Source organism: Pseudomonas sp. NFR16 (genome assembly GCF_900108875.1).
Classification (GTDB): Bacteria; Pseudomonadota; Gammaproteobacteria; order Pseudomonadales; family Pseudomonadaceae; genus Aquipseudomonas.
Map to the genome: position 1 here is coordinate 1,133,777 of NZ_FNYJ01000001.1, position 23,940 is coordinate 1,157,716.

Genomic DNA, 23,940 nt, shown 5'->3' on the forward strand with positions numbered 1-23,940 from the left:
ACGCGTTTCGACTGCACCTGAACGGGCTATCGGCCAGACCTTTAGTTTTATTCAGCGTCGTGCGTATTATTTTTTAAAACACATGTTTACTGGATCCAAAGTATTCAGGTAAAACGTTTGCGCGTGACGCCGCGTGACAGTAAGGCGCGTTGATAACTTATGTTGAAATGCGGTGAATGGCTCTAATTCGCGCTTCCTAAAACGCCTTACCCAGATAACCCTTTCATAATGGCGCAGTGCCTTAGAACAGAATATCGATTCAGCAATGAGTTTTCCTGCGGTGAGGTAATAACGAGCCGAATCGAGATCAATGAAATGTAAAATTTTTGATTCCGTAGGATTTTTTTCCCATTTCTGTCAGAAGTCGGTGCTACCTTTACCTGACTTGTGATCGTGCACCAGATACGAAGAACGGGAAAGCCAAGCGGCATGCCGCCGAGGTCCCGCAAGAGGACGTTCCTCGACAGCGTCGCGCCGACACACCTTTTTCCTACCCTGCGGAGCTTCGGAAATGCTCGACTGAACGAGGTGGGCGCCATGAATAAAGTCACGTTCCCAAATGCCTGCCAGCTGATGCGCTGGCATTTTCATCCTGTAGGCTTTGAAGCCAATATGGATGCGCCCAGCAGTATGGTTGCGCGCCTGTTCGACCGTGAAAGCGGTGAAACGGTGATCGCCATCGCTGGTATTCCGTGCGCGACGGTCATGAACGCAATGGACGTGGAGCGCATCATCGAGGCCATCGAGCTGGAACTGGAGACCTTCATCCCGTCTCGGATCGATTACCTGAACAGGGCCTGAGTCCCGCTGTTGCCTTCAACGTCCCGCGCGAACGGCCCTACACCGTTGCGCGTGCATCACGCTTCGCTCACCGCCACACCTCGCCGATCTTCGAAAAATGCCTTGTCAGCGGCAATCCGCGCCGAGGCCTTGGCGATGCCTGCTTCTTCGCTGCCCACGGCATCGATGAACCAGTAGCAATGGCGCACGGCGCGGGTGATCGCCACGTACGCCAGGCGCAGGACTTCATCTTTCTGCGCGTTGTCGAACGCCTCCAGATCGCCTTCCTTGCCCAGCCCCGCCAGGCCATACACCTGATTCTTCCAGGGTGACTGGGTCAGGTGCTGGCAATCACCGAGCAGGAACACGGCGTCGGCCTGCAAGCCCTTGGCGCTGTGATAAGTCAGTTGTTTGAGGCGACGTTCCTGCGGCGGCCGTGCGTAATCAGCGTCGGCCAGCGCCTGCAGGGCTTCAGGCAGTCGCGCCCGTTCACTGCCCTTGCGGTACAGCAGCAGCACCGAATCCCCGGCGTGATAATGCTCGCTGAGGCGGTTCATCAACGCTTCATCGTCGCGATCGAGCACCGTCACCGGCAGCAGCTCCTGCACATCGCCGCTGGCCCTGGCTTTTTTGCCGCTGATGGCAGGCGCTGCGCGCACGATGTGCTCGGCGGCGTCGATGATGTGTTGATGGCTGCGGAAGTTGTCACTGAGCATGACCCGCGTCGTTGCAGGTGAGGAAAACTCTTTGGCGAACTCCATGAAGAATTTCGGGGAGCTGCCGCGCCAGCCGTAGATCGACTGCCAGTCATCGCCCACGCAGAGCAGTGAGGAACGCTGCGCGCCCCTGCCCGCCTGCAACGCCGTGCCACGACTGCGCACTTCGCGCAGGCTCGCCCGGATCCAGGAGACGATCTGCGGCGAGACGTCCTGGAATTCGTCGATCATCAGGTGCGACAGAGGGCGCAAGCCGTCGTCGCTGACCAGCTTGAGGTTTTCCGGCGAATTTTCCCCGAACAGCGAAAACATCCGGTTATAGGTCATCACCGGCGGCGTCTGGTCCAGCAGATGGTATTCGAACGCCTTCCAGAACAGACTCAGGCCTTCGAAGAAAAACCGGTCGGGATCCTGCTCGGAGAAGGTCATGCGCGACACTGCATCAGGCACATCCAGGCCCAGGTTTTCGATGAAATTCGCCGCCGCCACAAAGCAATCGAGCAAGGGCGCGGCGCTCAATTCGCCTTTCACCTTGTAATCGAAACCGGGACCGGCGACTGCCGCGCCCGACAGCGACTGCATCATCCCGCGCGACGCTTCATAGTTCTCCAGCCAGATCACCGGCTTGCGACAGAAGGCCTGAAACAGCGTGCGCTTGATCACCCACTCGGCCCAGACCGGCAGCTTGGCGTCGGGACGCCGCAGGTGCTGATCCTCGCTCGGGTCGAAGCCCAGTACGATCCATGCATCAAGCTCGGCTGCGTAACCATGAACGTGGAACGTCAGCCCGCTGACTTCGACCGTCTGGCGCATGGGCTCGACGCCCTGGATCGGCCAGGCGCCCGCGCGGATCCACAGGTCTTCGATGACGTCGCACAGCTCCTCATCGCGCCGGGAAGACAAACCCATGACCGTGATGCGCTTCTGCACATCCGGGTGATCGCGGTCCAGCGCCTTGAGCTGCAGCGAATGCCGGTACAGCGGCGCCATCACTTCACGAAATCGCGAATTGGCCGCGTACAGGTCGCGGTAACACAGATTGAGCTGCTGGCGCTGGGCGTCGTTGATGCGCAAATCGAAGGGGTTGCTGTCGGCCAGGTCTTCCCCCGACGGATTGCCGAATAACGTGCCGCTCTGGCTGCTGAGGTTCTCGAATGCCTGCAACTGCTCGAAGCCCGGCAGGCTGCGCACCAGCGGCAGGATGCGCGAATGGAAGGTGCGCACCACCTCGCGCGCCTGACGCAGCGTCAGGTCATGCCCCCACAGCGCGAAGACATCGATGAGTTTGTTGACGAAATCCTTGCGTGATTCACGCGTGAACGTCACCACCGTCATCGAATCCAGCTCGAAGCCCAGATAGTGATGGAGCAACAACACCCGCAGCACCAGCGATGTCGATTTACCCGCACCGGCACCGGCGATGACATACGTCGACGGCGTGTCGCTGAAGATCATCTTCCATTGCGCGGTGGTGGGCTGTGAATGCTCCGACAGGCGTTGCGCCACGTCGGCCTTGATGCGCTTCTTCAGCTCGTTGCTCAGGGGCAGGCGCCAGTCATCGAACAGGTGATCGTCCACTTTCGGACCGCGATGCCCGGCCGGGCGCGTGTCCCGGATCACCAGCACCTGCCGCCCCTCCTGCACGCCATCCAGATGCCCTTCGGCGTAACCCTCGTTCATGCCTTCGACGTGACCATTGAGATACCCGTCGGCGTGGCCCTGTTTCCAGGAAGGCACGTGCTGCGCCTGCAAGCGGTTCAGGCTGCTGCCCAGGACGCGGACGAGCAGGCGTTTGAAGAATGGCAGGCGCTCTGGGGTGATCAGATCAGGGGGCAGATCGACGGGCAGCGAATGAGGTGGCTCGGCAGGAAAATCGTGCGACACGCAGGCTCCGGGTTTCAGCATTTTGAAAAATGCGCCTATGGTCGCTGCATTTGCCGACAAGCTCCAGCGAAATGCTTTGCGGTCATGGGCTTAGCCGATCAAGGGCAGGTAGAAACTCTCATCGGAAAGAGCAAAACCATCTAGTATTTCGATCATAATCACGCAAAACTTACGCTTTTTATCGATGTTAAATTGATCGATCATGGCTCCATCGACTAACCAGCGGTGCCCAGCGAAACGGCCCGGCCCTGCTAATGGAGGAACTGATCATGCTGCAACTTAGACCTTTCACATCCCTGGGCGGCGCAGACCATGGCTGGCTGAACGCCCACCACCATTTCTCGTTTGCCAACTACTACGATCCAAGCCGCATGAGCTGGGGCCAGCTGCGGGTATGGAACGATGACGTGATCGAAGCCGGCACTGGCTTCCCCCGCCATCCGCACCGTGACATGGAAATCATCACCTACGTTCGTGAAGGCGCGATCACCCACGAAGACAGCCTGGGCAACCGCGGCCGTACTGAAGCGGGCGACGTGCAAGTGATGAGCGCCGGCACCGGCGTGGCCCACAGCGAGTACAACCTGGAGTCGAAGGAAACGCGCATTTTCCAGATCTGGATCATGCCGGACGAAGTCGGTGCTCCGCCTTCCTGGGGCGCCAAGCCGTTCCCCAAAGGCAACCGCGAAGGGTTCGTGACGCTGGCAAGCGGCAAGGCGGACGATGACATCGAACTGCGCCTCCGTGCCAATGCCCGTCTGGTGGCGGCCAATCTGAAAGCGGGTGAGACCGCCGAGTACGCCATGGACGAGGGTCGTCGTGCGTACTTGGTGCCCGCAACCGGGATCATCGAAGTCAACGGTCTGCGCGCCGGAGCCCGCGATGGTGTCGCAGTGGAACAGGAACGCGTGTTGCGCGTCACCGCCATCGAGGACAGCGAAATCGTTCTGGTGGACGTGGCCTGATCCGACCACGGCAGTGAAATAAGCAAAAGCCCCGACTTGCCAGGCAATCGGGGCTTTTGGCATTTCCGGCTTTAGGCGACGGGTTCACTCCCAGACGCTAAAACCCTGCAGGGGCGCGCTTGCTCGCGAACGCGCGAGGGGGTTTATCCTTGCAGGGGTTCAGCAGCCGGTTGGCGCCCTCTCGGATCACTTGGGCGCAATCGCCGCATCCACCAACTCTTGCGCCTCGGCCACCAGACGCTTGAGGTGATCCTCGCCCTTGAAGCTCTCGGCGTAGATCTTGTAGATGTCCTCAGTCCCCGAAGGCCGCGCCGCGAACCAGCCGTTCTCGGTCATGACTTTCAAACCGCCGATCGCCTGATCATTGCCCGGCGCCTTACTCAGGATACTGGTGATTTTCTCGCCCGCCAGCTCCGTCGAGGTCACCTGCTCTGGCGACAGCTTGCTCAACAAGGCCTTCTGCTCGAAATTGGCCTTGGCTTCTACCCGGGTCGAGACAGGCTCGCCGAGCTCGTCAGTCAGCGCCTTGTACATCTCGCTTGGATCGCGGCCCTTGCGGGCCCGGATTTCAGCCGCCAGCAATGCCGGAATCAGACCGTCCTTGTCGGTGGTCCAGACGCTGCCGTCGCGACGCAGGAACGACGCGCCGGCGCTCTCTTCGCCGCCGAAGCCCAAGGTGCCTTCATACAAACCTTCGGCGAAGAACTTGAAGCCCACCGGCACTTCATACAAGCGGCGGCCCAGACGCTGGGTCACCCGGTCGATCATGCCGCTGCTGACCACGGTCTTGCCCACGGCCGCATCGGCCCGCCAGTCAGGACGGTTCTGGAACAGGTAGTCGATGGACACCGCCAGATAATTGTTCGGGGCCAGCAAGCCACCGGTCGGCGTGACGATGCCGTGGCGATCGTGATCCGGGTCGCAGGCGAAGGCGACCTGATAGCGATCCTTGAGTCCGATCAGGCTCTGCATCGCAAAGCTCGACGACGGGTCCATGCGGATCTTGCCGTCCCAGTCCACGCTCATGAAGCGGAAAGTCGGATCGACGAACGTGTTGACCACGTCCAGATTCAGGCCGTAATGCTCACCGATCGCCGACCAGTAACGTACGCCCGCGCCGCCCAGCGGATCGACGCCCAGGCGCAGATTCGCGCCACGGATGGCGTCCATGTCGATGACGTTCTTCAGGTCCGCAACATAGGTGTTGAGGTAGTCATGGCGATGGGTCGTGTCGGCCCGCAGTGCCTTTTCGTGGCTCATGCGCGTCACGCCGACGATCTTCTCGGCGAGCAGTTCGTTGGCCTTGTTCTCGATCCACTTGGTGATGTGCGAGTCGGCCGGGCCGCCGTTAGTGGGGTTGTATTTGAAACCGCCGCTCTCTGGCGGGTTGTGCGACGGGGTGATGACGATGCCGTCAGCCAGGCCGGAATTGGGCGCAGTGCTGCGGCCTTTGTTGTAGCAGATGATGGCGTGGGAGACCGCAGGTGTCGGCGTGTACTCGTCATCCTGAGAAATCATTACGTTGACGCCATTGGCGGCCAGCACTTCCAGCGCGGTCGCCGCGGCGGGCGTGGACAACGCGTGAGTATCGGCGCCGAGAAACAGCGGGCCGTCGATGCCATTGGCCTGGCGGTACAGGCAGATGGCCTGACTGATGGCCAGCACGTGCCATTCGTTGAAGCTCAGGTCGAAGGAGCTGCCACGGTGCCCGGAAGTGCCGAAGGAAACCCGCTGGGTCGCGACCGACGCATCCGGCTGACCGGTGTAATACGCCGTCACCAGGCGAGGAAGATCGACCAGCAATTCTGCAGGCGCCAGTTTGCCCGCGAATGGACTGATACTCATGCGAAACCTCCGTGGATGAAATAAAAGATGAATTGACAGAAAAAACAGACATCGGGAAACCGGCAAACACCGACCGCGCGGCAGTTTACTGGCAGTTGGACCGCCGCGCTCGGCTATCGATCCGTAACCGTTTGAGACAATTGAGCGGATGCCAGCTTACAGCGCCCACCAGGCGGGCAACAGCTGCCGGACCTTGCTTTCAGCGAAACGATCGTCGATCAGCACCACCACCCCGCTGTCCTCCTGACCGCGGATGACCCGGCCTGCGGCCTGCACCACTTTCTGCATGCCAGGGTACAGATAGGTGTAGTCGTATCCGGCGCCGAACAACAGGCTCATGCGCTGTTTCAGTTGCTCATTGACCGGGTTGATCTGCGCCAGCCCCAACGTGGCGATGAACGCGCCGATCAACCGCGCCCCCGGTAGATCGATGCCTTCACCGAACGCTCCGCCCAGCACCGCGAAGCCGATCCCCTGACTGTCCGGGGTAAAACGCTCGAGAAAGGCGTGACGCTCGGCTTCGGCCATGCCGCGCGACTGCAGCCACACCGGCACCTGGGGATGGCTGCCTTGCATCAGTTCGGCGACCTGTTGCAGATAGTCAAAGCTGCTGAAAAACGCCAGGTAATTACCGGGCCGACGCTGAAACTGCTCGGCCATGAGCGCCACGATCGGCGCCAGCGACGCCTGCCGATGGGTGTAGCGCGTGGAGATGCGGCTGACAATCTGCACCTCCAGCTGCGCGCGCTGAAACGGCGATTCCACGTCGATCCAGGCCGTGGTCTCAGGCAGCCCCAACAAATCACGGTAAAAGTGCCGAGGGTTGAGGGTGGCGGAAAACAGCACTGTGCTGACGGCGGCGCTCAGCCTGGGGCGGACGAAACCGGCAGGCACCACGTTGCGCAGGCTCAGGCGCGACAGCGCGCGTTTGCTGCCGACGTCGCGCTTGCTGATATCAAACAGAAAATGCGCGTCGAACAGCTCGGCGATACGCCCGAACTGAATCGCGTCGAAATAGAAACGCTGCAGCTCACCGCTGGCTGCGTGGGGATGATCGTTGAAATAGTCACCGAAGGCGGTCACGCACAGGCTCAGCGCATTGAGAAACCGGGCCGGCGCTTCGGGGTAGGCCTGATACGGCGCGACCTGCTCTTTGTGCAGCGCATTCCACTCGCGATTGAGCCGTTGCAGCGCTTTTTTCAGGGGCTCCGGCGCTACCTGTCGCACCTGGTTCATGGCGTGCTGATCCAGACTTGCGCTGTACATTTGCCGCGTGCGCTCGACCATGTTGTGCGCCTCGTCCACCAGCACCGCCACGCGCCACTGATTGAACTGACACAGCCCGAACAGCAAGGCGCTGAGGTCGAAGTAGTAGTTGTAATCGGCAATCACCACATCCGCCCAGCGTGCCAACTCCTGACTCAAATAGTAGGGGCACACCTCATGGCGCAAGGCGACCTGGCGCAGCCCTGCCTGATCCAGCCAGGGCTGAATCAGCGCATCGCTGCGCGCGGCAGGCAACCGATCGTAAAACCCTTTGGCCAGCGGGCAGGAATCACCGTTGCAGGCCTTGTCCGGGTACTCACACGCCTTGTCCCGCGCCACCAGTTCCAGCACTCGCAAGCCCAACTGCGGCGCGCTGCGTCCGATGACGTTCAGCGCATCCAGCGCCAGTTTGCGCCCCGGCGTCTTGGCCGTGAGGAAGAACACCTTGTCCAGTTTGCGTGTCGGCGCCGCCTTGAGCATCGGAAACACCGTGCCGAGGGTCTTGCCGATGCCGGTCGGCGCCTGAGCCATCAGGCAACGCCCGGTACTCACGGCTTTATAGACCGACTCGGCCAGATGGCGCTGGCCATGACGGAAGCCCTGGTGGGGAAACGCCAGCGCCTTAAGCCCTTGGTCGCGTGCGTCACGGTTAGCCAGTTCCTGGCGCGCCCACGTCAGGAACAGGCTCGCCTGCTGCTCGAAAAAGGCCTGCAACTCAGACGCAGTGAAGCGCTCGCGAATCAGGGTTTCCTGCTCGCTGATGATGTTGAAATAGACCAGCGCGACGTTGATCTCAGCCAGTTCGAGCTGCTGGCACAACAGCCAACCGTAGACCTTGGCCTGCGCCCAGTGCAACTGCCGATGGTTGGCAGGCAGGGCGTCGAGATCCCCGCGGTAAGTCTTGATCTCTTCCAGCTGGTTGAGCGTGGCGTCGTAGCCATCCGCCCTGCCCCGAACGGTCAACTCCTGGAAGGCGCCGGACAACGGCACTTCGGCCTGATACGTCGGATTGCGCCGTGCCGCAACCGTACGATGCCCGGCAATGCCCTCCTGCGCCGTGGGCGAAGGGGTGAAGCGCAGATCCAGATCGCCGGTCTTGGCGGTGAATTCGCAAAGCTCTCGCACAGCGACCCGATAACCGGAAGGCGGATCGAGGGCAACGGGCGACAGCGCGGGGGGCGCTGCAACGTCGGCGTCAGGTCGGATAGAAGTGTCGGGAATCACGAAAGCGGCTGGCCGGAGCATGGCGGTACTGGACGGACGTACAGATAACAGCTGACACCTTCGCTGGCAAATGGAAATGGATCGATGGCGGCGCCAGGCTGGAAAAAAGCCAACCGCGACGCTGCCCGGATCTCGGCACCACCCGAGTCGCGCTAGGCCAGGCGCTCTTGAACCAGAGCACCTTTGATCACGACCAACATCGACTCGATGTCCTGACTCCAGTCCGCCGTCCCGCTGATGCGCAGGCTCTGCTGATGCAGGCCGCGCACACTGAACAGCTCGCCCGGCGCGATCACGATGCGTTGCTCGAGCAGACGCTCGAAGACGCGGCCCATGTCGACCCGGTGAAGGCTGTTCAGCCAGATCGTTGCGCCGCCTTGCGGTGCCTGAAAGCCAACGTCGTCGCCCAGGTAATGCGCCACCATCGCCGACAACTCGCCAAGGCGGGACTGCAGGCTCGAACGCAGGACCTCCAGGTGCCGATCCAGCTGACCAGAACTGTACAGTCGGGCGATTGCCTTCTGACGAATCGGCGGCAGGCGAAACGAACGCAGCAGCAATTGTTGATGCCACAGGGCTCGGGAATGTCGGCTGAGCAGGTAGCCGAACGGCGCCTCGAGGCCAATCATTTTGTCGAAGGCGCCCACGATCAGCAGTCGCTCAGGATCGATCAGGTCCCGCAGCGGCGGGTTCTGCCGATCGAAACACAGCGCGCCGTGGGTGTCGTCCTCCAACACCCAGACCCCATGAAGGTTCAATACCTCGGCGAGTCGCGCACGCTGTTCGGCCGGCATCATCCGGCCGCGAACCGGGTCCATCTGCGAAGGCAGAATCACCATCCTGACCTGCTCGTGCTGCAATAACCCGCCGAGCTCCTCGGGATCAATGCCGCCCTGTGCGTCGCTGCAGACCTCGATCACACGGATGCCGAACGATTGCAGCGTGCGCAGGATATTCCAGCCGCACGGCGATTCGACCAGCACCGCGCTGTCCTGCAGTTGCAGCGCCTGGACGACAGTCTTGAGCACTGCGGTCTTGTCCGGCGCGACGAACACGTTATCCGGGTGCCAGCAATGCTCCGTGGAAGAGGTGTAGTGCGCGGCCAGCGCCGAGCGCAATTCGACGTCGCCGAACGGTTGAAAACGCGGGTCTGGCTGACAGGGATAGTGGCGCATCAGGTCGCGCTCCAGCCCCAGCAATGCGCCGTCCAGCGACTGCAACAGCGTCGGCTCGTCGGCGCCGAAGACAAACATGTCCGCACGCCGGGCGCTGGCGTGATAGCGCTGCAACGCATCGTCGCCCTCGCAGGGAATGTCGTTGCACGGGTGAGGCAAGGCGAAATAACCGGACTTGGGCACCGAGCAGATCCGCCCTTCCTTCTCCAGCAGCGAGTAGGCATTCTGCACCGTTGAGATCGACACCCGCAGACGTCTGGCCAGCAGGCGCAAGGATGGCAGGCGCACCGCAGGTCCCGGCGGCGTTTCGTTGGTCAGCCTGAGCAGATAGCGGTACACCAGTTGATAGGCAAAATCGGTCTTGTTGTTATTCATCGCACACACCCCATCCTTGCGCCCGAGCGCAGGGTCATTGGAAAAATCACGATTGCAGCACAGCGCCGAGGCAGAACCGGCACGCCGCAGGCATCAACGGCCGGAGATCAGCTCCGAGACGGGATCGCCGGTCCGCGGGTCCACCGTCATCACGCGGTGTTTGTCAGGATCGCTGGCGCGCACCCGGGCGATGATCGAGCTGTCATCGGTGAAGTCCACGCGCCGTTTGCGGTACAGATTCTGCAGGCCCTTGAGGCTCAGTCCGCTGACCTCGACCAGCCACTGAACCACCTGATCCGGCGCCACCTGACCCGACAGCGCCTTGTGCAGTTCGCCGCGCGCCACCAGCATGCCCGGGTGACAACGCCGCAGGAACGGCTCCAATTGCGCGCCGGCATCGACGAACGGGGCGAACAGCAGGCACACCAGTTGCGATTCGCTCAGGGCGAAGGCTTCCTGCGCGTACCCGGCGGCCAGTGCTCGGCGCTCATCCAGCTTGGCCGGGGTATCGTAGGCGGCCAAGGCCTGCTCGATCAGGCGTCCGGGCATCTGCTTGCGGCGCATCATCGCGGCTGCCAGTTCCAGGTATTCGGCAATGCCTTCGCCATACTCTCGACCCTGTACGAACTCGGCCTTCAGCCCGCGCATGTGCGCCATGAGCAACGGGTTGGCGCAATCGGACTCACTGAAACTGAATGCCAGATCGTCGAACCGGAAGCCCAGAAAATCCGTCAGCAGCGACCAGTGTTCGTCTACCTTGAAGCCCAGAAGGTCGGCGACGGTCAGGAAGGCTGGCGTTACGGGCTTGTTCGGGTAACCCAGCGGGCGAACATATCCACCCGTTCGGGACTGCTCGCCGTACAACTCGCGGTAGTACGCCCGCCCGACGTTGTCGATGGCATTGAGGGCGGCACTGAAACCCAGCGTGTGCCAGTTCGCGACAGTCTGCCCGCTGCGCCTCGCCAGACGCATGATCCAGGTCGCGTATTGCTTCTGTTCCTTGAGCGAGTCACCGCTGAGCACGGCGTCCACGCCTTGACCCCAGGAGGCGGCCCGCCCCAGAAAATCGGCCATGCCCAAATAACAGCTGTTACAGAACGTGGTCCTGGCATCCCCGGCCGTCATGTGCCCGCCCATCAACATGTCGGAACGGTTCTGCTCGCGCCCGGCGCTGGAAAACGGCAAGTCCGGCTCGAAGGTCTGCACGTACTGTTGATCGACGACCAGCAATTCGACCCGCGGATCATCATGCAGAAACAGCGCTGAGTAGCAGCGATGAATGTTGTCCATGACCGCTGAGGTGATGCCCGCGTGGCGCATGGTCGCGATGCGCAGCTTGAACGTGGTCGGGCCTCTGCCGGCGATGCTCAACTGCGCCGCACGCAGGAACGCCACTGTATAGGCACTGTCCTTGCCACCACTGAAGGCCACCAGCACGGTATAACTGCCGATGCGTTCCATGCCACCGGCCGCGACGATCAAACGTTGAATCAATAATTGCAGCCCGGTTCGCTCGGCCCGGTTGAAGTAATTCATCAGGCGTTGCAGAACTTGTTGATAGACATAGTTCATGGCCTGCTCATGCATGGAACTCATAACGTCACTACCTGAATACAGCGTCAGCAAGATCATCACACTCACGCGACCGATGGCCGCATTTAAATATGATCACATATCAGCGCCCCGAATAACGGCGCGAAACCAACAGTGTGGACATCAACACTTGATGGCGTAAGGGTTCATCGAGCAGCTGCCATAAAAGACGGCGCCAAGCGCCGCGACGCCCGTGCGCCGGGGCTTGAGCCCGCAATTGTTGAACCTGAGGGCATTTGAACTGACAGCACTCCGGTCCACAGGCATGACCGAATGCAATGAAGAAGAAATCATGAACTCGTTCCTTGAGCAATAATGATTGAACTATTATCGGTGTCTGAAAAACAATTACAAGGTACAGATCTGCCCATAAATACCTGTCAGTAGCGTCAGCGACTGTTTAATTAATAAACCCCACTGTTTATTAGCGACAGGCCATTAACGGCCCGCACGGCGCAGGCACTTGCGCTCACGTTTTAAACCTCAGATTCGTGATCCACCGGGCTTATAAACAAAAAGCCTTCCTGATTGCTCGGGAAGGCTTCGTCGAATACAGCGTGGCCCTGACAGACGGGGCGGACACCAGACGCGGCGACCGACACCTCAACGTCGACGCCTGGCCTGGGGCGTCGAACACTCTACAGCGCGGTGACTTGCGCTCAGGAAGGCTCTACTTCAACCACTACACGGCCACCGACCGGGCAGCCATCCATCAGACGGTGCGCTTCCACCAGTTGATCGAACGGGAACACTTTGGTGATTTGCGGCACCAGTACCCGGTCAGCCGTCAGCTGATTGATGTCGCGCAGCGCACGCTTGACCGCGTCCTCGTCCTGCTGAATCCCAAGCTCAGGCTTGCCGGTGAAGTTACCCACGCAATGCACGAAGAACTGAATGTTCTTCTGGAACGCGGCACACGCCGGGAATGGCGTCTGGTTGCCGCCTTGCAGACCATACAGAATCAGGCTGCCGCGGGGCGCCAGTACGTCACCCAACATCGACATCTGTGGACCGCCCAGACCATCGAGCACAATATCGACGCCACGGTTGTCGGTGTATTTGTTGATCGCCATGAGCAAGTCCTGCTCTTCGGTGACCACCACCTTGTCCGCGCCCATCTTCAACAGATACTCGCGGCACGACTCGGTCTTGGTCGCAGCAATGACCTTGATCCCGAGCGCCTTGCCCAGTTGCAGAAACGCAGGACCGGCGCAATGGCTGGCGTCGGTGACCAGAGCGGTCTGCCCAGGCTTGGCGCGCGCCAGTTCGACGAACGCAAAGTAAGCCACCAGCAAGGGCGTGTAGTGAACGGCCGCTTCGTTTGGCGTCAGCACGTCCGGGTAACGGGTGACGGACGTGCGTGGCAATACGATCAGCTCGCCATACACCGGGTGTACGTTGGGGTCGGCAGATGGAAAGCTCGCGACCTTGTCGCCGACTTTCAGATCGGAAACACCTTCACCAACGGCAGTCACCACGCCGGCCATTTCGGCGCCCAGACCCGCAGGGAGCCGCGCTTGGGAAGAAGCCAGATTTTGTCGCCACAGCACGTCGTACCAGGTAACGCCGATCGCCTGGACGCGTACTTGCACCTCACCGGGTGCCGGCAACGCGACGGGCAGCTCTTCTACCTTGAGCACCTCGGCCGGGCCAAACTGATGAAAACGGATCGTGCGGGACATATCGAACCTCGCCTTATGAACCTTGATGCCATGAACTCTATCCGGGCTCTGCCGGTAACACTATCAGTGGCTATTAATAGTCGACATGCCTGTCATCGATTCTGTTACTGAAAGGCGGTCATTAGATAACCATCGAATGCTCACGTCTTCAAGGCGGACATTCTTGTTCGCTCGCCCGGACATTGCAACCCGAAGGACCGTTTCCGGATGAACGCTCATGCCTGTGGCGCGAAAAATGCCCGGCGCTGCAGGCCTCTATCGCCCATCAGGCGCTTATGAATTGGGCACAGCGCGAGGCGGAAGGTTTCATCGGTCATCATCGACGGGCGTGATGGCTAACACGTTTGTATGCTTGCGGATGAATTTAACGATGCGGACAATCGGTATTTACCCTTAATATCCGAACCTGAGCCGAACACCTGGCTGGCCCTCGTTGGCCGCCCATGTACTGACCCATGTCCCTGAGACCCCCGTCATGAACCGCAACGACCTGCGTCGCGTCGACCTCAACCTGCTCATCGTGTTCGAAACCCTCATGCATGAACGCAGCGTCACGCGTGCGGCTGAGAAGCTGTTCCTCGGGCAGCCGGCCATCAGTGCTGCACTGTCTCGTCTGCGCGGGCTGTTCGACGATCCTTTGTTCGTGCGCACCGGGCGCAGCATGGAGCCCACCGCGCGGGCCGTCGAAATTTTCGGCCTGCTCTCCCCTGCGCTGGATTCCATTTCCACGGCCGTGAGCCGCGCCGCTGATTTCGACCCGGCCACCAGCACCGCGGTGTTCCGCATCGGGCTGTCCGATGAGGTCGAATTCGCGCTGTTGCCATCGCTGCTCAAGCGCCTGCGTTCCGAGGCGCCGGGCATCGTGCTGGTGGTGCGCCGGACCAATTACATCCTGATGCCGGCGCTGCTGTCCTCCGGCGAAATCTCCATCGGTGTCAGCTACACCGACGATCTGCCCGCCAACGCCAAACGCAAGGTGTTGCGTCGCAGCAAGCCCAAACTGCTGCGCGCCGACTCCATGCCCGGCGCCATCACGCTGGATGATTTCTGCGCGCGTCCGCACGCGCTGGTGTCATTTGCCGGTGACCTGGGCGGGTTCATCGACGAGTACCTTGAGAAGATCGGCCGCAAGCGCCACGTCGTGCTGGCCGTGCCGCAATTCAACGGCCTGGCGACACTGATCGCCGGTACCGACATCGTTGCCACCGTTCCGGATTACGCCGCCGCCGTGCTCACCGCTGCAGGCGGCGTACGGGCCGAAGAACTGCCTATCGAGTCGCGCACGTTCGAACTGCACATGGCCTGGCGCGGTTCTCAGGACAACGATCCAGGGGAACGATGGCTGCGTTCGCGAATCCAGATGTTCTTTGGTGACCCGGACAGCCTTGTCTAGAGCCTTTGCGCCGGTCAATATCATTCAGACTGATATTTACCTTCGTCGTATTCGATTCGTGCAATAAACCCCTCAAGAACAGAATCCGCCCATCTCAATAACATCGGCGGATTTTCCCATGGTTCAGTCACTTACTCCTTTACGCTATCCCTTTGCCGCGCTGGCACTGGTGGTGATCAGTGCGTGCGGAAAAGGCCCGGAATCGGCCGCACAGGCGCCGGCTGCGGCCAAGGTCAACGTGGCCAAGGTTCTGGAGCAACCGGTCAACGAATGGGATGAGGTCACCGCGCGCCTGGAAGCCCCGGAAACCGTGCAGGTGCGGCCACGCGTCTCCGGTCAGATCGACTCCGTCGCGTTCACCGACGGCGAGCTGGTGAAGAAAGGCGACCTGCTGTTCCAGATCGACCCGCGCCCGTTCGAAGCCGAAGTGCATCGCCTCGAAGCCCAACTGCAGCAAGCCAAGGCAGCGTCGGTGCGCAGCAATAACGAAGCCCAGCGTGGCGAGCGCCTGCGCACCAACAACGCAATCTCCGCCGAACTCGCCGATTCGCGTACCACCACCGCGCAGGAATCCAAGGCTGCGGTCGCCGCGATCCAGGCGCAACTGGATCTGGCCCGCCTGAACCTGAGCTTCACCCGCGTCACAGCGCCGATTACCGGCCGTGTCAGCCGCGCCGAAATCACCGCCGGCAACATCGTCACAGCCGACCAGTCGATCCTCACAAGCCTGGTGTCCACCGACAAGGTCTACGCCTACTTCGACGCTGACGAGCGCGTGTTCCTCAAGTACAACCAACTGGCCCGCGACGGCAAACGCGGCGCGACCACGCCGGTGTACATGGGCCTCTCCAACGAGGCCGAGAACCCGCACCTGGGTCAGATGAACTTCGTCGACAACCAGGTCAACCCGCGCACCGGCACCATTCGTGGCCGCGCCGTGTTCGACAACAGCAAGGGCGATTACACCCCGGGCCTTTATGCACGTCTGAAACTGGTCGGCAGCGGCACCTATTCCGCCACCCTGATCAAGGACGAAGCCGTCGGCACCGACCTGGGCAAAAAATTCGTGCTGGTGGTCGACAAGGACAACAAGGCGGTTTACCGCAGCGTTGACCTGGGGCCGAAGCTTGAAGGCCTGCGCATCGTGCGCAGCGGTCTGGCCAAGGATGACCGCATTGTCGTCAGCGGCCTGCAACGTGTTCGTCCGGGATCGCCGATCGACCCGCAGGACACCCCGATGGCCAGCCCTGAAACGCTCGCCGCGCTGCAACAACAACGCCAAGCACTTGAAGCCAGCAACCAACCTCAGGCCCAGAAGAAACTGGATGCCAAGGTTGCCGCTAGCGCTTCGCCACGCGGTTAAGGGACTCACTCGATGAATTTTTCCAAATTCTTTATCACGCGACCGATCTTCGCGGCAGTGCTGTCGCTGCTGATCCTGATCGCGGGCGCCATCTCGCTGTTCCAGCTACCGATCAGCGAATACCCGGAAGTCGTGCCGCCGACCGTGGTCGTGCGCGCCAACTTCCCCGGCGCCAACCCTAAAGTGATCGGCGAAACCGTGGCCGCGCCACTGGAACAGGCCATCACCGGTGTCGAGAACATGCTCTACATGTCCTCGCAGGCGACGGCTGACGGCAAACTCACCTTGACCATCACCTTCGCGCTGGGCACCAACCTGGACACCGCGCAAGTGCAGGTGCAGAACCGCGTGACGCGGACCGAACCGAAGCTACCGGAAGAAGTGACCCGCATCGGTATCACCGTCGACAAGGCGTCTCCGGACCTGACGATGGTGGTCCACCTGACCTCGCCAGATCAGCGTTACGACATGCTCTACCTCTCCAACTACGCGGTGCTGAACATCAAAGACGAGCTGGCTCGCCTGAACGGTGTCGGCGACGTGCAGCTGTTCGGTATGGGCGACTACTCGCTGCGCGTCTGGCTGGACCCGAACAAGACTGCCTCGCGCAATATCACCGCGACCGATGTGGTCAACGCGATTCGTGAGCAGAACCGCCAGGTTGCAGCCGGTCAACTGGGCGCACCGCCCTCCCCGAGCGCGACCAGCTTCCAGATGTCGATCAACACCCAGGGCCGTCTGGTGTCCGAGGAAGAGTTCGAAAACATCATCGTCCGCGCTGGCGAGAACGGCGAGATCACTCGCGTACGAGACATCGCCCGCGTCGAACTGGGTTCGAGTCAGTACGCACTGCGCTCGCTGCTCAATAACCAGCCGGCCGTCGCGATCCCGATTTTCCAGCGTCCCGGCTCCAACGCGATCGACATTTCCAACGAAGTGCGCAGCGAAATGGAGTTGCTGAAGAAAGACTTCCCGCAAGGCATGGACTACAGCATCGTCTATGACCCGACCATCTTCGTGCGCGGCTCGATCGAGGCGGTGGTTCACACCCTGTTCGAAGCGCTGATCCTGGTGGTGTTGGTCGTAATCCTGTTCCTGCAGACCTGGCGTGCGTCGATCATCCCGCTGGCCGCCGTGCCGGTGTCGCTGATCGGTACCTTCGCGGTCATGCACCTGTTCGGCTTCTCACTCAACGCGCTCTCGCTGTTCGGTCTGGTACTGGCGATCGGTATCGTCGTGGACGATGCGATCGTGGTAGTGGAGAACGTCGAGCGCAACATCGAACTGGGCCATCAGCCGATGGAAGCCACGCAGATCGCCATGCGTGAGGTGACCGGCCCGATCATCGCAACGGCGCTGGTGCTGTGCGCGGTGTTCGTACCGGCGGCGTTCATTTCCGGTCTGACGGGGCAGTTCTATAAACAGTTCGCCCTGACCATCGCAATCTCCACGGTGATCTCGGCATTCAACTCGCTGACCCTGTCGCCTGCACTGGCCGCGGTACTGCTGCGTGCCCACGATGCGCCAAAGGATGGCTTCTCGCGATTCCTCGACAAATTGCTCGGCGGCTGGCTGTTCCGTCCGTTCAACCGCTTCTTCATCAAGGCCAGTAACGGCTATGTTGGCGCGGTCGGCCGGGTGATTCGTGTCAGCGGCGTCGCGCTGGTGGTCTACGCAGGCCTGATCGTCATGACCTGGCTGGGCTTCTCGACCACGCCGACCGGCTTCGTGCCGCAGCAGGACAAACAGTACCTGGTGGCCTTCGCGCAACTGCCGGATGCGGCGAGTCTTGACCGCACCGAAGACGTGATCAAGCGCATGTCCGACATCGCGCTCAAGCAACCGGGTGTCGAGAGTGCGGTGGCGTTCCCGGGCCTGTCGATCAACGGCTTCACCAACAGCCCGAACTCCGGCATCGTCTTCGTGACCCTCAAGCCGTTCGAGGAGCGCAAACTGGCCAGCGAATCGGCGGGGGCCATCGCCGGTGAGCTGAACGGCAAATACGCCGGGATTCAGGAAGCCTACATGGCGATCTTCCCGCCGCCGCCGGTTCAGGGGCTGGGCACTATCGGTGGTTTCCGCCTGCAGATCGAAGACCGCGGCAACCTGGGTTATGACGAGCTGTACAAAGAAACGATGAACGTCATCGGCAAGAGCCGCAGCGTGCCGGAGTTGGCTGCACTGTTCACCAGTTACACCGTGAACGTGCCGCAGGTCGATGCCGCCATCGACCGCGAGAAGGCCAAGACTCACGGCGTGGCCATCAGCGACATCTTCGACACCCTGCAGGTCTACCTGGGTTCGCTGTACGCCAACGACTTCAACCGCTTCGGCCGGACCTATCAGGTCAACGTTCAGGCTGAACAGCAGTTCCGTCAGGACGCCGAACAGATCGGTCAGTTGAAGGTGCGTAACAATCTGGGCGAGATGATTCCACTGGCGACGCTGCTCAAGGTCACCAACACCTCCGGCCCTGACCGCGTCATGCATTACAACGGCTTCATCACCGCCGAGATCAACGGCGCAGCGGGTCCGGGCTTCAGCTCGGGTCAGGCGCAGGCCGCGATGGAAAGACTGCTCAAGCAGGAACTGCCTAACGGCATGACCTACGAGTGGACCGACCTGACCTACCAACAGATCCTGTCGGGCAACACGGCATTGCTGGTCTTCCCGCTCTGCGTATTGCTGGCGTTCCTGGTACTGGCGGCGCTGTATGAAAGCTGGAGCCTGCCTCTGGCGGTGATCCTGATCGTGCCCATGACGCTGTTATCCGCCATCGCCGGTGTGATCATCGCGGGCAGCGACAACAACATCTTTACCCAGATCGGCCTGATCGTACTGGTGGGCCTGGCGTGCAAGAACGCGATCCTCATCGTCGAGTTCGCCAAGGATGAGCAGGAAAAAGGCAAGACCCCGCTGGAGGCTGTTCTGGAAGCCTGCCGCCTGCGTCTGCGGCCGATCCTGATGACCTCTTTCGCGTTCATCATGGGTGTGGTGCCACTGGTGATCTCCAGCGGCGCCGGTGCCGAGATGCGTCACGCCATGGGTGTGGCGGTGTTCTCCGGGATGCTCGGCGTGACCTTCTTCGGTCTGCTGCTGACCCCCGTGTTCTATGTGCTGATTCGTAACTACGTTGGACGCAAAGAAGCGCGCAAGGCAGCCAAGGCTCAACGCGTTCAGACTATCGCTCCGGAGGCTCATTGATGAAGGCTGCAAAACTCTTCCTGCCGAGCCTGCTGGTCCTGGCGCTGGCGGCGTGCGCCGTCGGCCCTGACTACAAAAAGCCCGACACTGCGGCGGCCAACATTCAGGCCGCCACGCAGAGTGCTTATGACCGCAGTCGCGTCGAAACCATCTGGTGGCAGCAGTTCGACGATCCGACGCTGAACGCGCTGGTCGCCCAGGCGCTGCAAGGCAACCGCGAATTGCGCGTGGCCTTCGCCCGGCTGAAAGCGGCCCGTGCCATCCGTGACGACATCAGCAACGACGCGATGCCGGTCGTCACCAGCCGCGCCAGCAGCGAGATCGGTCGCAGCCAGGTGCCCGGTCAAACCGAACACCGGATCAATCAGGAACGCTACGACCTGGGCCTGGACATGGCCTGGGAGATCGACCTGTTCGGCCGCATCCAGCGCGAACTGGAAGCCAGCGAAGCCGATCAGCAGGTGGCCGAGGCCAATCTTTATCAGCTGCAGGTGACGATGATCGCCGAGCTGGTGGACGCCTACGGTCAACTGCGCGGTGCGCAGCTGCGCGAGCACATCGCCCGCGACAACCTGAAGAACCAGCAGGACTCGCGCAGCGTCACGGTGCAGTTGCGTGACGAAGGCGTGGGCAACGAGATTGACGTGGTGCGCGCCGACGCGCGCCTGGCGGCGGTCGAGGCCAGCATCCCACAACTGCAGGCCGAGCAGGTGCGCGAGCGCAATCGCATCGCCACCCTGCTGGGCGAGCGCGCGGACGCCATGAGCGTCAGCCTGGCTCCGGCCAAGCTGCCGGCGATCTCCAAGGCCCTGCCGATCGGCGACCCGACGAAGCTTCTGGAAAACCGTCCCGACGTGCGCAGTGCCGAACGGCAACTGGCGGCGCAGACCGCGCGGATTGGCGTGCAGACCGCTGACCTGTTTCCTCGCGTCAGCCTGAGCGGCTTCCTGGGCTTCACTGCCAGCCGGGGTTCGCAGATCGGTTCGAGCGCGGCGCAAGCCTGGGGCCTGGGCCCGAGCATCACCTGGGCGGCATTTGACCTGGGCAGCGTGAAAGCGCGTATCCGAGGCGCCAACGCCGACGCTGAAGGCGCGCTGGCCAACTACGAACAGCAAGTGCTGCTGGCGCTGGAAGAAACTGAAAACGCGTTCAGCGACTACGACAAGCGTCAGCAGCGTCTGGTCTCGCTGGTGCGCCAGAGCGAAGCCAGTCGCGCGGCGGCCAATCTGGCAAGCATCCAGTACAAGGAAGGTACGGCTGACTTCCTCGTGCTGCTGGACGCCGAGCGTGAACGGCTGGCGGCCGAGGACAGTCAGGCGCTGGCCGAGATCGATCTGTACCGTGGCATCGTCGCCATCTACAAAGCGCTCGGTGGCGGCTGGCAGCCTAACGCCTGATTCATCGACAGCACGCGGGGCGACTTACCGGTCGCCCCACAGGCCTCGGGCTCACACGGCCCGGGGCTTTTTTTTGCGCGGCAAGTCGCGCGACGCCAGACGCAGCGCGCGGGGGCGTCAACATTTCGCCTTGCCGCGTTTGACACTCGGCCATCACTCCCCGAAGCTGCTGGCCATGCAAAAACGGAAATCGGTATGTCAAAAGCGTCTTCGCAGCGCACGCCCGCTCAACTGAGAACTCGCCGCCGCGTGCAGGCCGCCATCGCGCTCGCCGTGCTGCTGTTGCTGATCGGCGCGGCGTTGCTGGTACGCAGCTGGCACGCGCCGCCCGCAGCGCCGGTGGTCAATCACAGTTATGCCGAAGCCCTCGAACAGGCCCATGCAGGAAAGCCCGGAGCTGCTCGCGTGCTGTATCAGCAATTCAGTCGCACGGATCTGTCAGACATTCGTCGCGCCGGTCTGCTTGTCGAACTGGTCAATTATCCCAGCACTCAGGCACTGAAAATCCTGCGCGCCGACCTCAAGAGCCCTGCTCCACTGATCCGCCAGACGGCGATCGAAACGGTGGTGAGCATGCTGCCCGAGGCACAGCGCAGTCTGCTGATCGGCCCGCTGCTCGACGATCCCGATCAAGGCGTGCGCTTCACTGCGGTCCGTGCCCTGCTGGGACTGACGCCGGACGATCTGGGGCTGTATTACGGGGCGGTTCAGGAAGCGGCTGAAGAATATGAACGTGTATTGACTTCACAACCGCCCAGCGGACAGAGCCAACTTCAACTGTCACGCCTGTATGTCAACAATGGGCAGCCCGATAAAGCATTCTCTGCACTGGAGCTGGGACAGAAACTTGAGCCGAACACGATTCAGATCGGCCTTGCGCAAGTGCAGTTGCTCGATCAGCAAGGACAGGCTGACCGTTCTCGCCAATTACTGGCACGACTGCTCGACAAGCACCCGCAATCTTCTTTGTTGCAACATGCGCTGGGGCAATGGTTGTTGCATCACCAACAAAGCGAATACGCGCTGCTGGCATTGACCAAAGCAGTAGAACTTGAACCGGAGAATGCGGGATATCGCTACGATCTGGCGGTGGCACTGCATGACCTGCAGCAGCTGGAACCCGCCCAGCGTCAGCTGGAGGACATTCTGCAACGGCAGCCGGCGAACCGACGTGCCAGGATCCTGCTGATTCATTACTGGAAGGAGAACGGTCAACTGCAGAAGGTTCAGGTGCTGCTGGCCGAACTGGAGCAGCAGAACCCAGACGATCCGGTACTACAACAAGGGCTGTAATGTGCGCAGCTCGCCGTCCAGAAACGCGGCACGATAGTTTCCAATATCAGCATAGTTTCAGAAATTACTTACAACACGTTTCTCCTGATACGCAGTTTTTTTGTCAGACCTGCATATCTCGCCGATGAAGTTTCATATAACAATTGCCCTCCGGCTATTTTACAAGTGGAAAAAAACGTGCATTATTTACCCGTGCCACTTAACTTCCCCATTCTGATGCGACGCCGACCCTGCGCTGTCATTCTTCATTCGGTCGAGATGTCGCCATCCGGGGCAGTCACACAATGAACGTTGGGCCGATACTTGCGTTTATGTTGCTTGCATTGGGCTGACAACAGCCAATTACCGCCGGAGTACTATATTGTCCAGACTTGCCGAGTTTCGCGCAGCAGAAAAAGCCCTTCAGGAACAGCTTGCTCAGCTGGAAAACCTGAAAAACGACGCCGGACTGAAAAAGGAGATCGAATTCGAGCAGAAGCTTCAGGCTCTGATGAGTTCCTACGACAAGAATCTGCGTGACATCATCGCTATGCTAGACCCGAACCCGACCGCGACTGCCGCCGCCCCGGCCGGCCCGAAACGTCGCCGCGCTCGCGTGGTCAAGGTCTATCAGAACCCGCACACGGGTGAACTGATCGAGACCAAGGGTGGAAACCACCGTGGCCTGAAGGCCTGGAAGGAACAGTATGGCATCGAGGCCGTCGATTCCTGGTTGCGCCGTTGATTGATTACCGATGTCGCCAACGGCATCGAATAACAGCCCCTATCACAGGGGCTGCTTTGTATATGAGTCATTAATCAAACGGTTCATTCAGCGCCGTTCGACGGGCTGTTTTCGTACAACTCTCAATTGCGGACGTGATCAGTCGATCAACTTCGCGCCATGCTGCGATGAATCCGTGATGCATTAACCACTGTGTTGTTATATCGCGTTGGAATAGCACAGCGTGCATCCGCACAAGCAAAGTGAATGCAGTGCTATTCATCAATGAGGCTCATGGCAAGGGCTCGAATATGACGATCCGCTAAAGGGTGCGATTCTTCACATATTTTTCACACCGGGTTCTACAGGATGAAGGCTGCTAAAGGATTAGCGCCCCATGCCCGCTTCGGCGGGCTTCTTTTTGCCTGTTGCATTTGCCCGGCAAGTTAACGGATATCGTGCAGGCGCAAGGGACTCAGGGCGTGAGGCCAAGACGCAGGCTGTCGCGGATCTGCAGCACTTCATCCTTGTTGGCGGAATACCCGTCTGCGGAGCCCGCGTATGACAGCGACCAGGCCATGTCTTTGCTGGCGGCAGCGACCAGCGTCTGGGTCATCACGTGCACACCGTTCTGGGTGATCGTGCAGGTGGTCTCCATGGCCGGCACCGCGCTGAGTGCGCTGTCCTTCATTTTCGTGCACACGCTCTGAAAGCCGCCCTGGGCGAAGTTGACCTGAACCGCCTTGCGCATCGCCAGCAACACGCCCTGGACATTGACCTCATGGCCAGGCTGCAAGCGGGTCTGGGTCAGCTCCACCACCATCGCCGGATCACCGTTGCTGTCTTTCTTCACGGCGCGCTGGCGCAGCTGTACCGAGGGGTTCTGCCCTGCCGGTGGAAGCGATTCGACTTCCCAGTCGCTTGGCCAGACGATCATTGCATCCGTGGCCCAGGCGCCGCCGGGCAATGCCCAGAGCAGACAAAAGACAGGAAGTAGAAACAAGCGAAACGCGGCAATCATGACCAGTACCTGAACGTCGAATGACAAAGTGTGAGCCACCCGGCGAGTGTCGACAAGGCCG

Annotated in this window: 15 protein-coding genes; 8 read left to right on the forward strand and 7 right to left on the reverse strand. The window is 60.9% G+C overall.

Annotated elements, in window-relative coordinates:
- Positions 1–519: 519 nt before the first annotated feature.
- Positions 520–801 (forward strand): DUF1652 domain-containing protein, encoded by a 282-nt coding sequence (locus tag BMZ10_RS05105; protein ID WP_093460034.1) that lies wholly within the window; start codon positions 520–522, stop codon positions 799–801.
- Positions 802–857: 56 nt separating this feature from the next.
- Here the strand turns inward: BMZ10_RS05105 and BMZ10_RS05110 are convergent, their stop codons facing one another.
- The gene (locus tag BMZ10_RS05110; protein ID WP_093458935.1) at positions 858–3,401 is read right to left on the reverse strand and encodes a UvrD-helicase domain-containing protein; all 2,544 of its coding nucleotides are present in this window, start codon (positions 3,399–3,401) and stop codon (positions 858–860) included.
- Between the two features lie 248 nt (positions 3,402–3,649).
- On the opposite strand from BMZ10_RS05110, the gene BMZ10_RS05115 reads away from it, so the two are divergent.
- Complete coding sequence (locus BMZ10_RS05115; RefSeq protein WP_093460036.1) at positions 3,650–4,345, forward strand: pirin family protein; 696 nt, start codon at positions 3,650–3,652, stop codon at positions 4,343–4,345.
- Between the two features lie 186 nt (positions 4,346–4,531).
- On the opposite strand, the gene pgm is transcribed toward BMZ10_RS05115, so the two are convergent.
- From pgm to BMZ10_RS05140, 5 genes are all read right to left on the reverse strand, one after another.
- On the reverse strand, positions 4,532–6,190 hold the full coding sequence (gene pgm / locus BMZ10_RS05120; protein ID WP_093458936.1) for a phosphoglucomutase (alpha-D-glucose-1,6-bisphosphate-dependent): 1,659 nt from the start codon (positions 6,188–6,190) through the stop codon (positions 4,532–4,534).
- A gap of 156 nt (positions 6,191–6,346) precedes the next feature.
- Positions 6,347–8,701, reverse strand: coding sequence for an ATP-dependent DNA helicase (locus BMZ10_RS05125; protein ID WP_093458937.1), 2,355 nt, complete (start codon positions 8,699–8,701; stop codon positions 6,347–6,349).
- 131 nt (positions 8,702–8,832) lie between these two features.
- Positions 8,833–10,230 (reverse strand): aminotransferase-like domain-containing protein, encoded by a 1,398-nt coding sequence (locus tag BMZ10_RS05130; protein WP_093458938.1) that lies wholly within the window; start codon positions 10,228–10,230, stop codon positions 8,833–8,835.
- Positions 10,231–10,323: 93 nt separating this feature from the next.
- A complete protein-coding gene (locus BMZ10_RS05135; protein WP_093458939.1) occupies positions 10,324–11,826 on the reverse strand; it encodes a hypothetical protein in 1,503 nt (500 codons plus the stop codon).
- Between the two features lie 656 nt (positions 11,827–12,482).
- Positions 12,483–13,505 (reverse strand): zinc-dependent alcohol dehydrogenase family protein, encoded by a 1,023-nt coding sequence (locus BMZ10_RS05140; protein WP_093458940.1) that lies wholly within the window; start codon positions 13,503–13,505, stop codon positions 12,483–12,485.
- Positions 13,506–13,980: 475 nt separating this feature from the next.
- Here BMZ10_RS05140 and BMZ10_RS05145 point away from each other — a divergent pair, with 475 nt between their 5' ends.
- The 6 genes from BMZ10_RS05145 to BMZ10_RS05170 all read left to right on the forward strand — a co-directional run bounded on the left by BMZ10_RS05145 (position 13,981) and on the right by BMZ10_RS05170 (position 22,879).
- A complete protein-coding gene (locus tag BMZ10_RS05145; protein WP_093458941.1) occupies positions 13,981–14,898 on the forward strand; it encodes a LysR family transcriptional regulator in 918 nt (305 codons plus the stop codon).
- Positions 14,899–15,016: 118 nt separating this feature from the next.
- Positions 15,017–16,261 (forward strand): multidrug efflux RND transporter periplasmic adaptor subunit MexE, encoded by a 1,245-nt coding sequence (mexE, locus tag BMZ10_RS05150; protein ID WP_093458942.1) that lies wholly within the window; start codon positions 15,017–15,019, stop codon positions 16,259–16,261.
- Between the two features lie 12 nt (positions 16,262–16,273).
- Entirely contained in the window at positions 16,274–19,465 is a 3,192-nt protein-coding gene (locus BMZ10_RS05155; RefSeq protein WP_093458943.1) for an efflux RND transporter permease subunit, read from the forward strand.
- Positions 19,465–20,862 (forward strand): efflux transporter outer membrane subunit, encoded by a 1,398-nt coding sequence (locus BMZ10_RS05160; protein WP_093458944.1) that lies wholly within the window; start codon positions 19,465–19,467, stop codon positions 20,860–20,862. The genes BMZ10_RS05155 and BMZ10_RS05160 overlap by 1 nt, the downstream gene beginning before the upstream one ends.
- A gap of 195 nt (positions 20,863–21,057) precedes the next feature.
- On the forward strand, positions 21,058–22,155 hold the full coding sequence (locus tag BMZ10_RS05165; protein ID WP_143070255.1) for a HEAT repeat domain-containing protein: 1,098 nt from the start codon (positions 21,058–21,060) through the stop codon (positions 22,153–22,155).
- A 361-nt stretch (positions 22,156–22,516) separates the two neighbouring features.
- Positions 22,517–22,879 carry a histone-like nucleoid-structuring protein, MvaT/MvaU family gene (locus BMZ10_RS05170; RefSeq protein WP_093458945.1) on the forward strand — a complete coding sequence of 121 codons (363 nt, stop codon included), beginning with the start codon at positions 22,517–22,519 and terminating at the stop codon, positions 22,877–22,879.
- Between the two features lie 454 nt (positions 22,880–23,333).
- Here BMZ10_RS05170 and BMZ10_RS05175 read toward each other — a convergent pair whose 3' ends face one another.
- Positions 23,334–23,879 carry a DUF4946 domain-containing protein gene (locus BMZ10_RS05175; protein WP_093460040.1) on the reverse strand — a complete coding sequence of 182 codons (546 nt, stop codon included), beginning with the start codon at positions 23,877–23,879 and terminating at the stop codon, positions 23,334–23,336.
- Positions 23,880–23,940 lie beyond the last annotated feature (61 nt).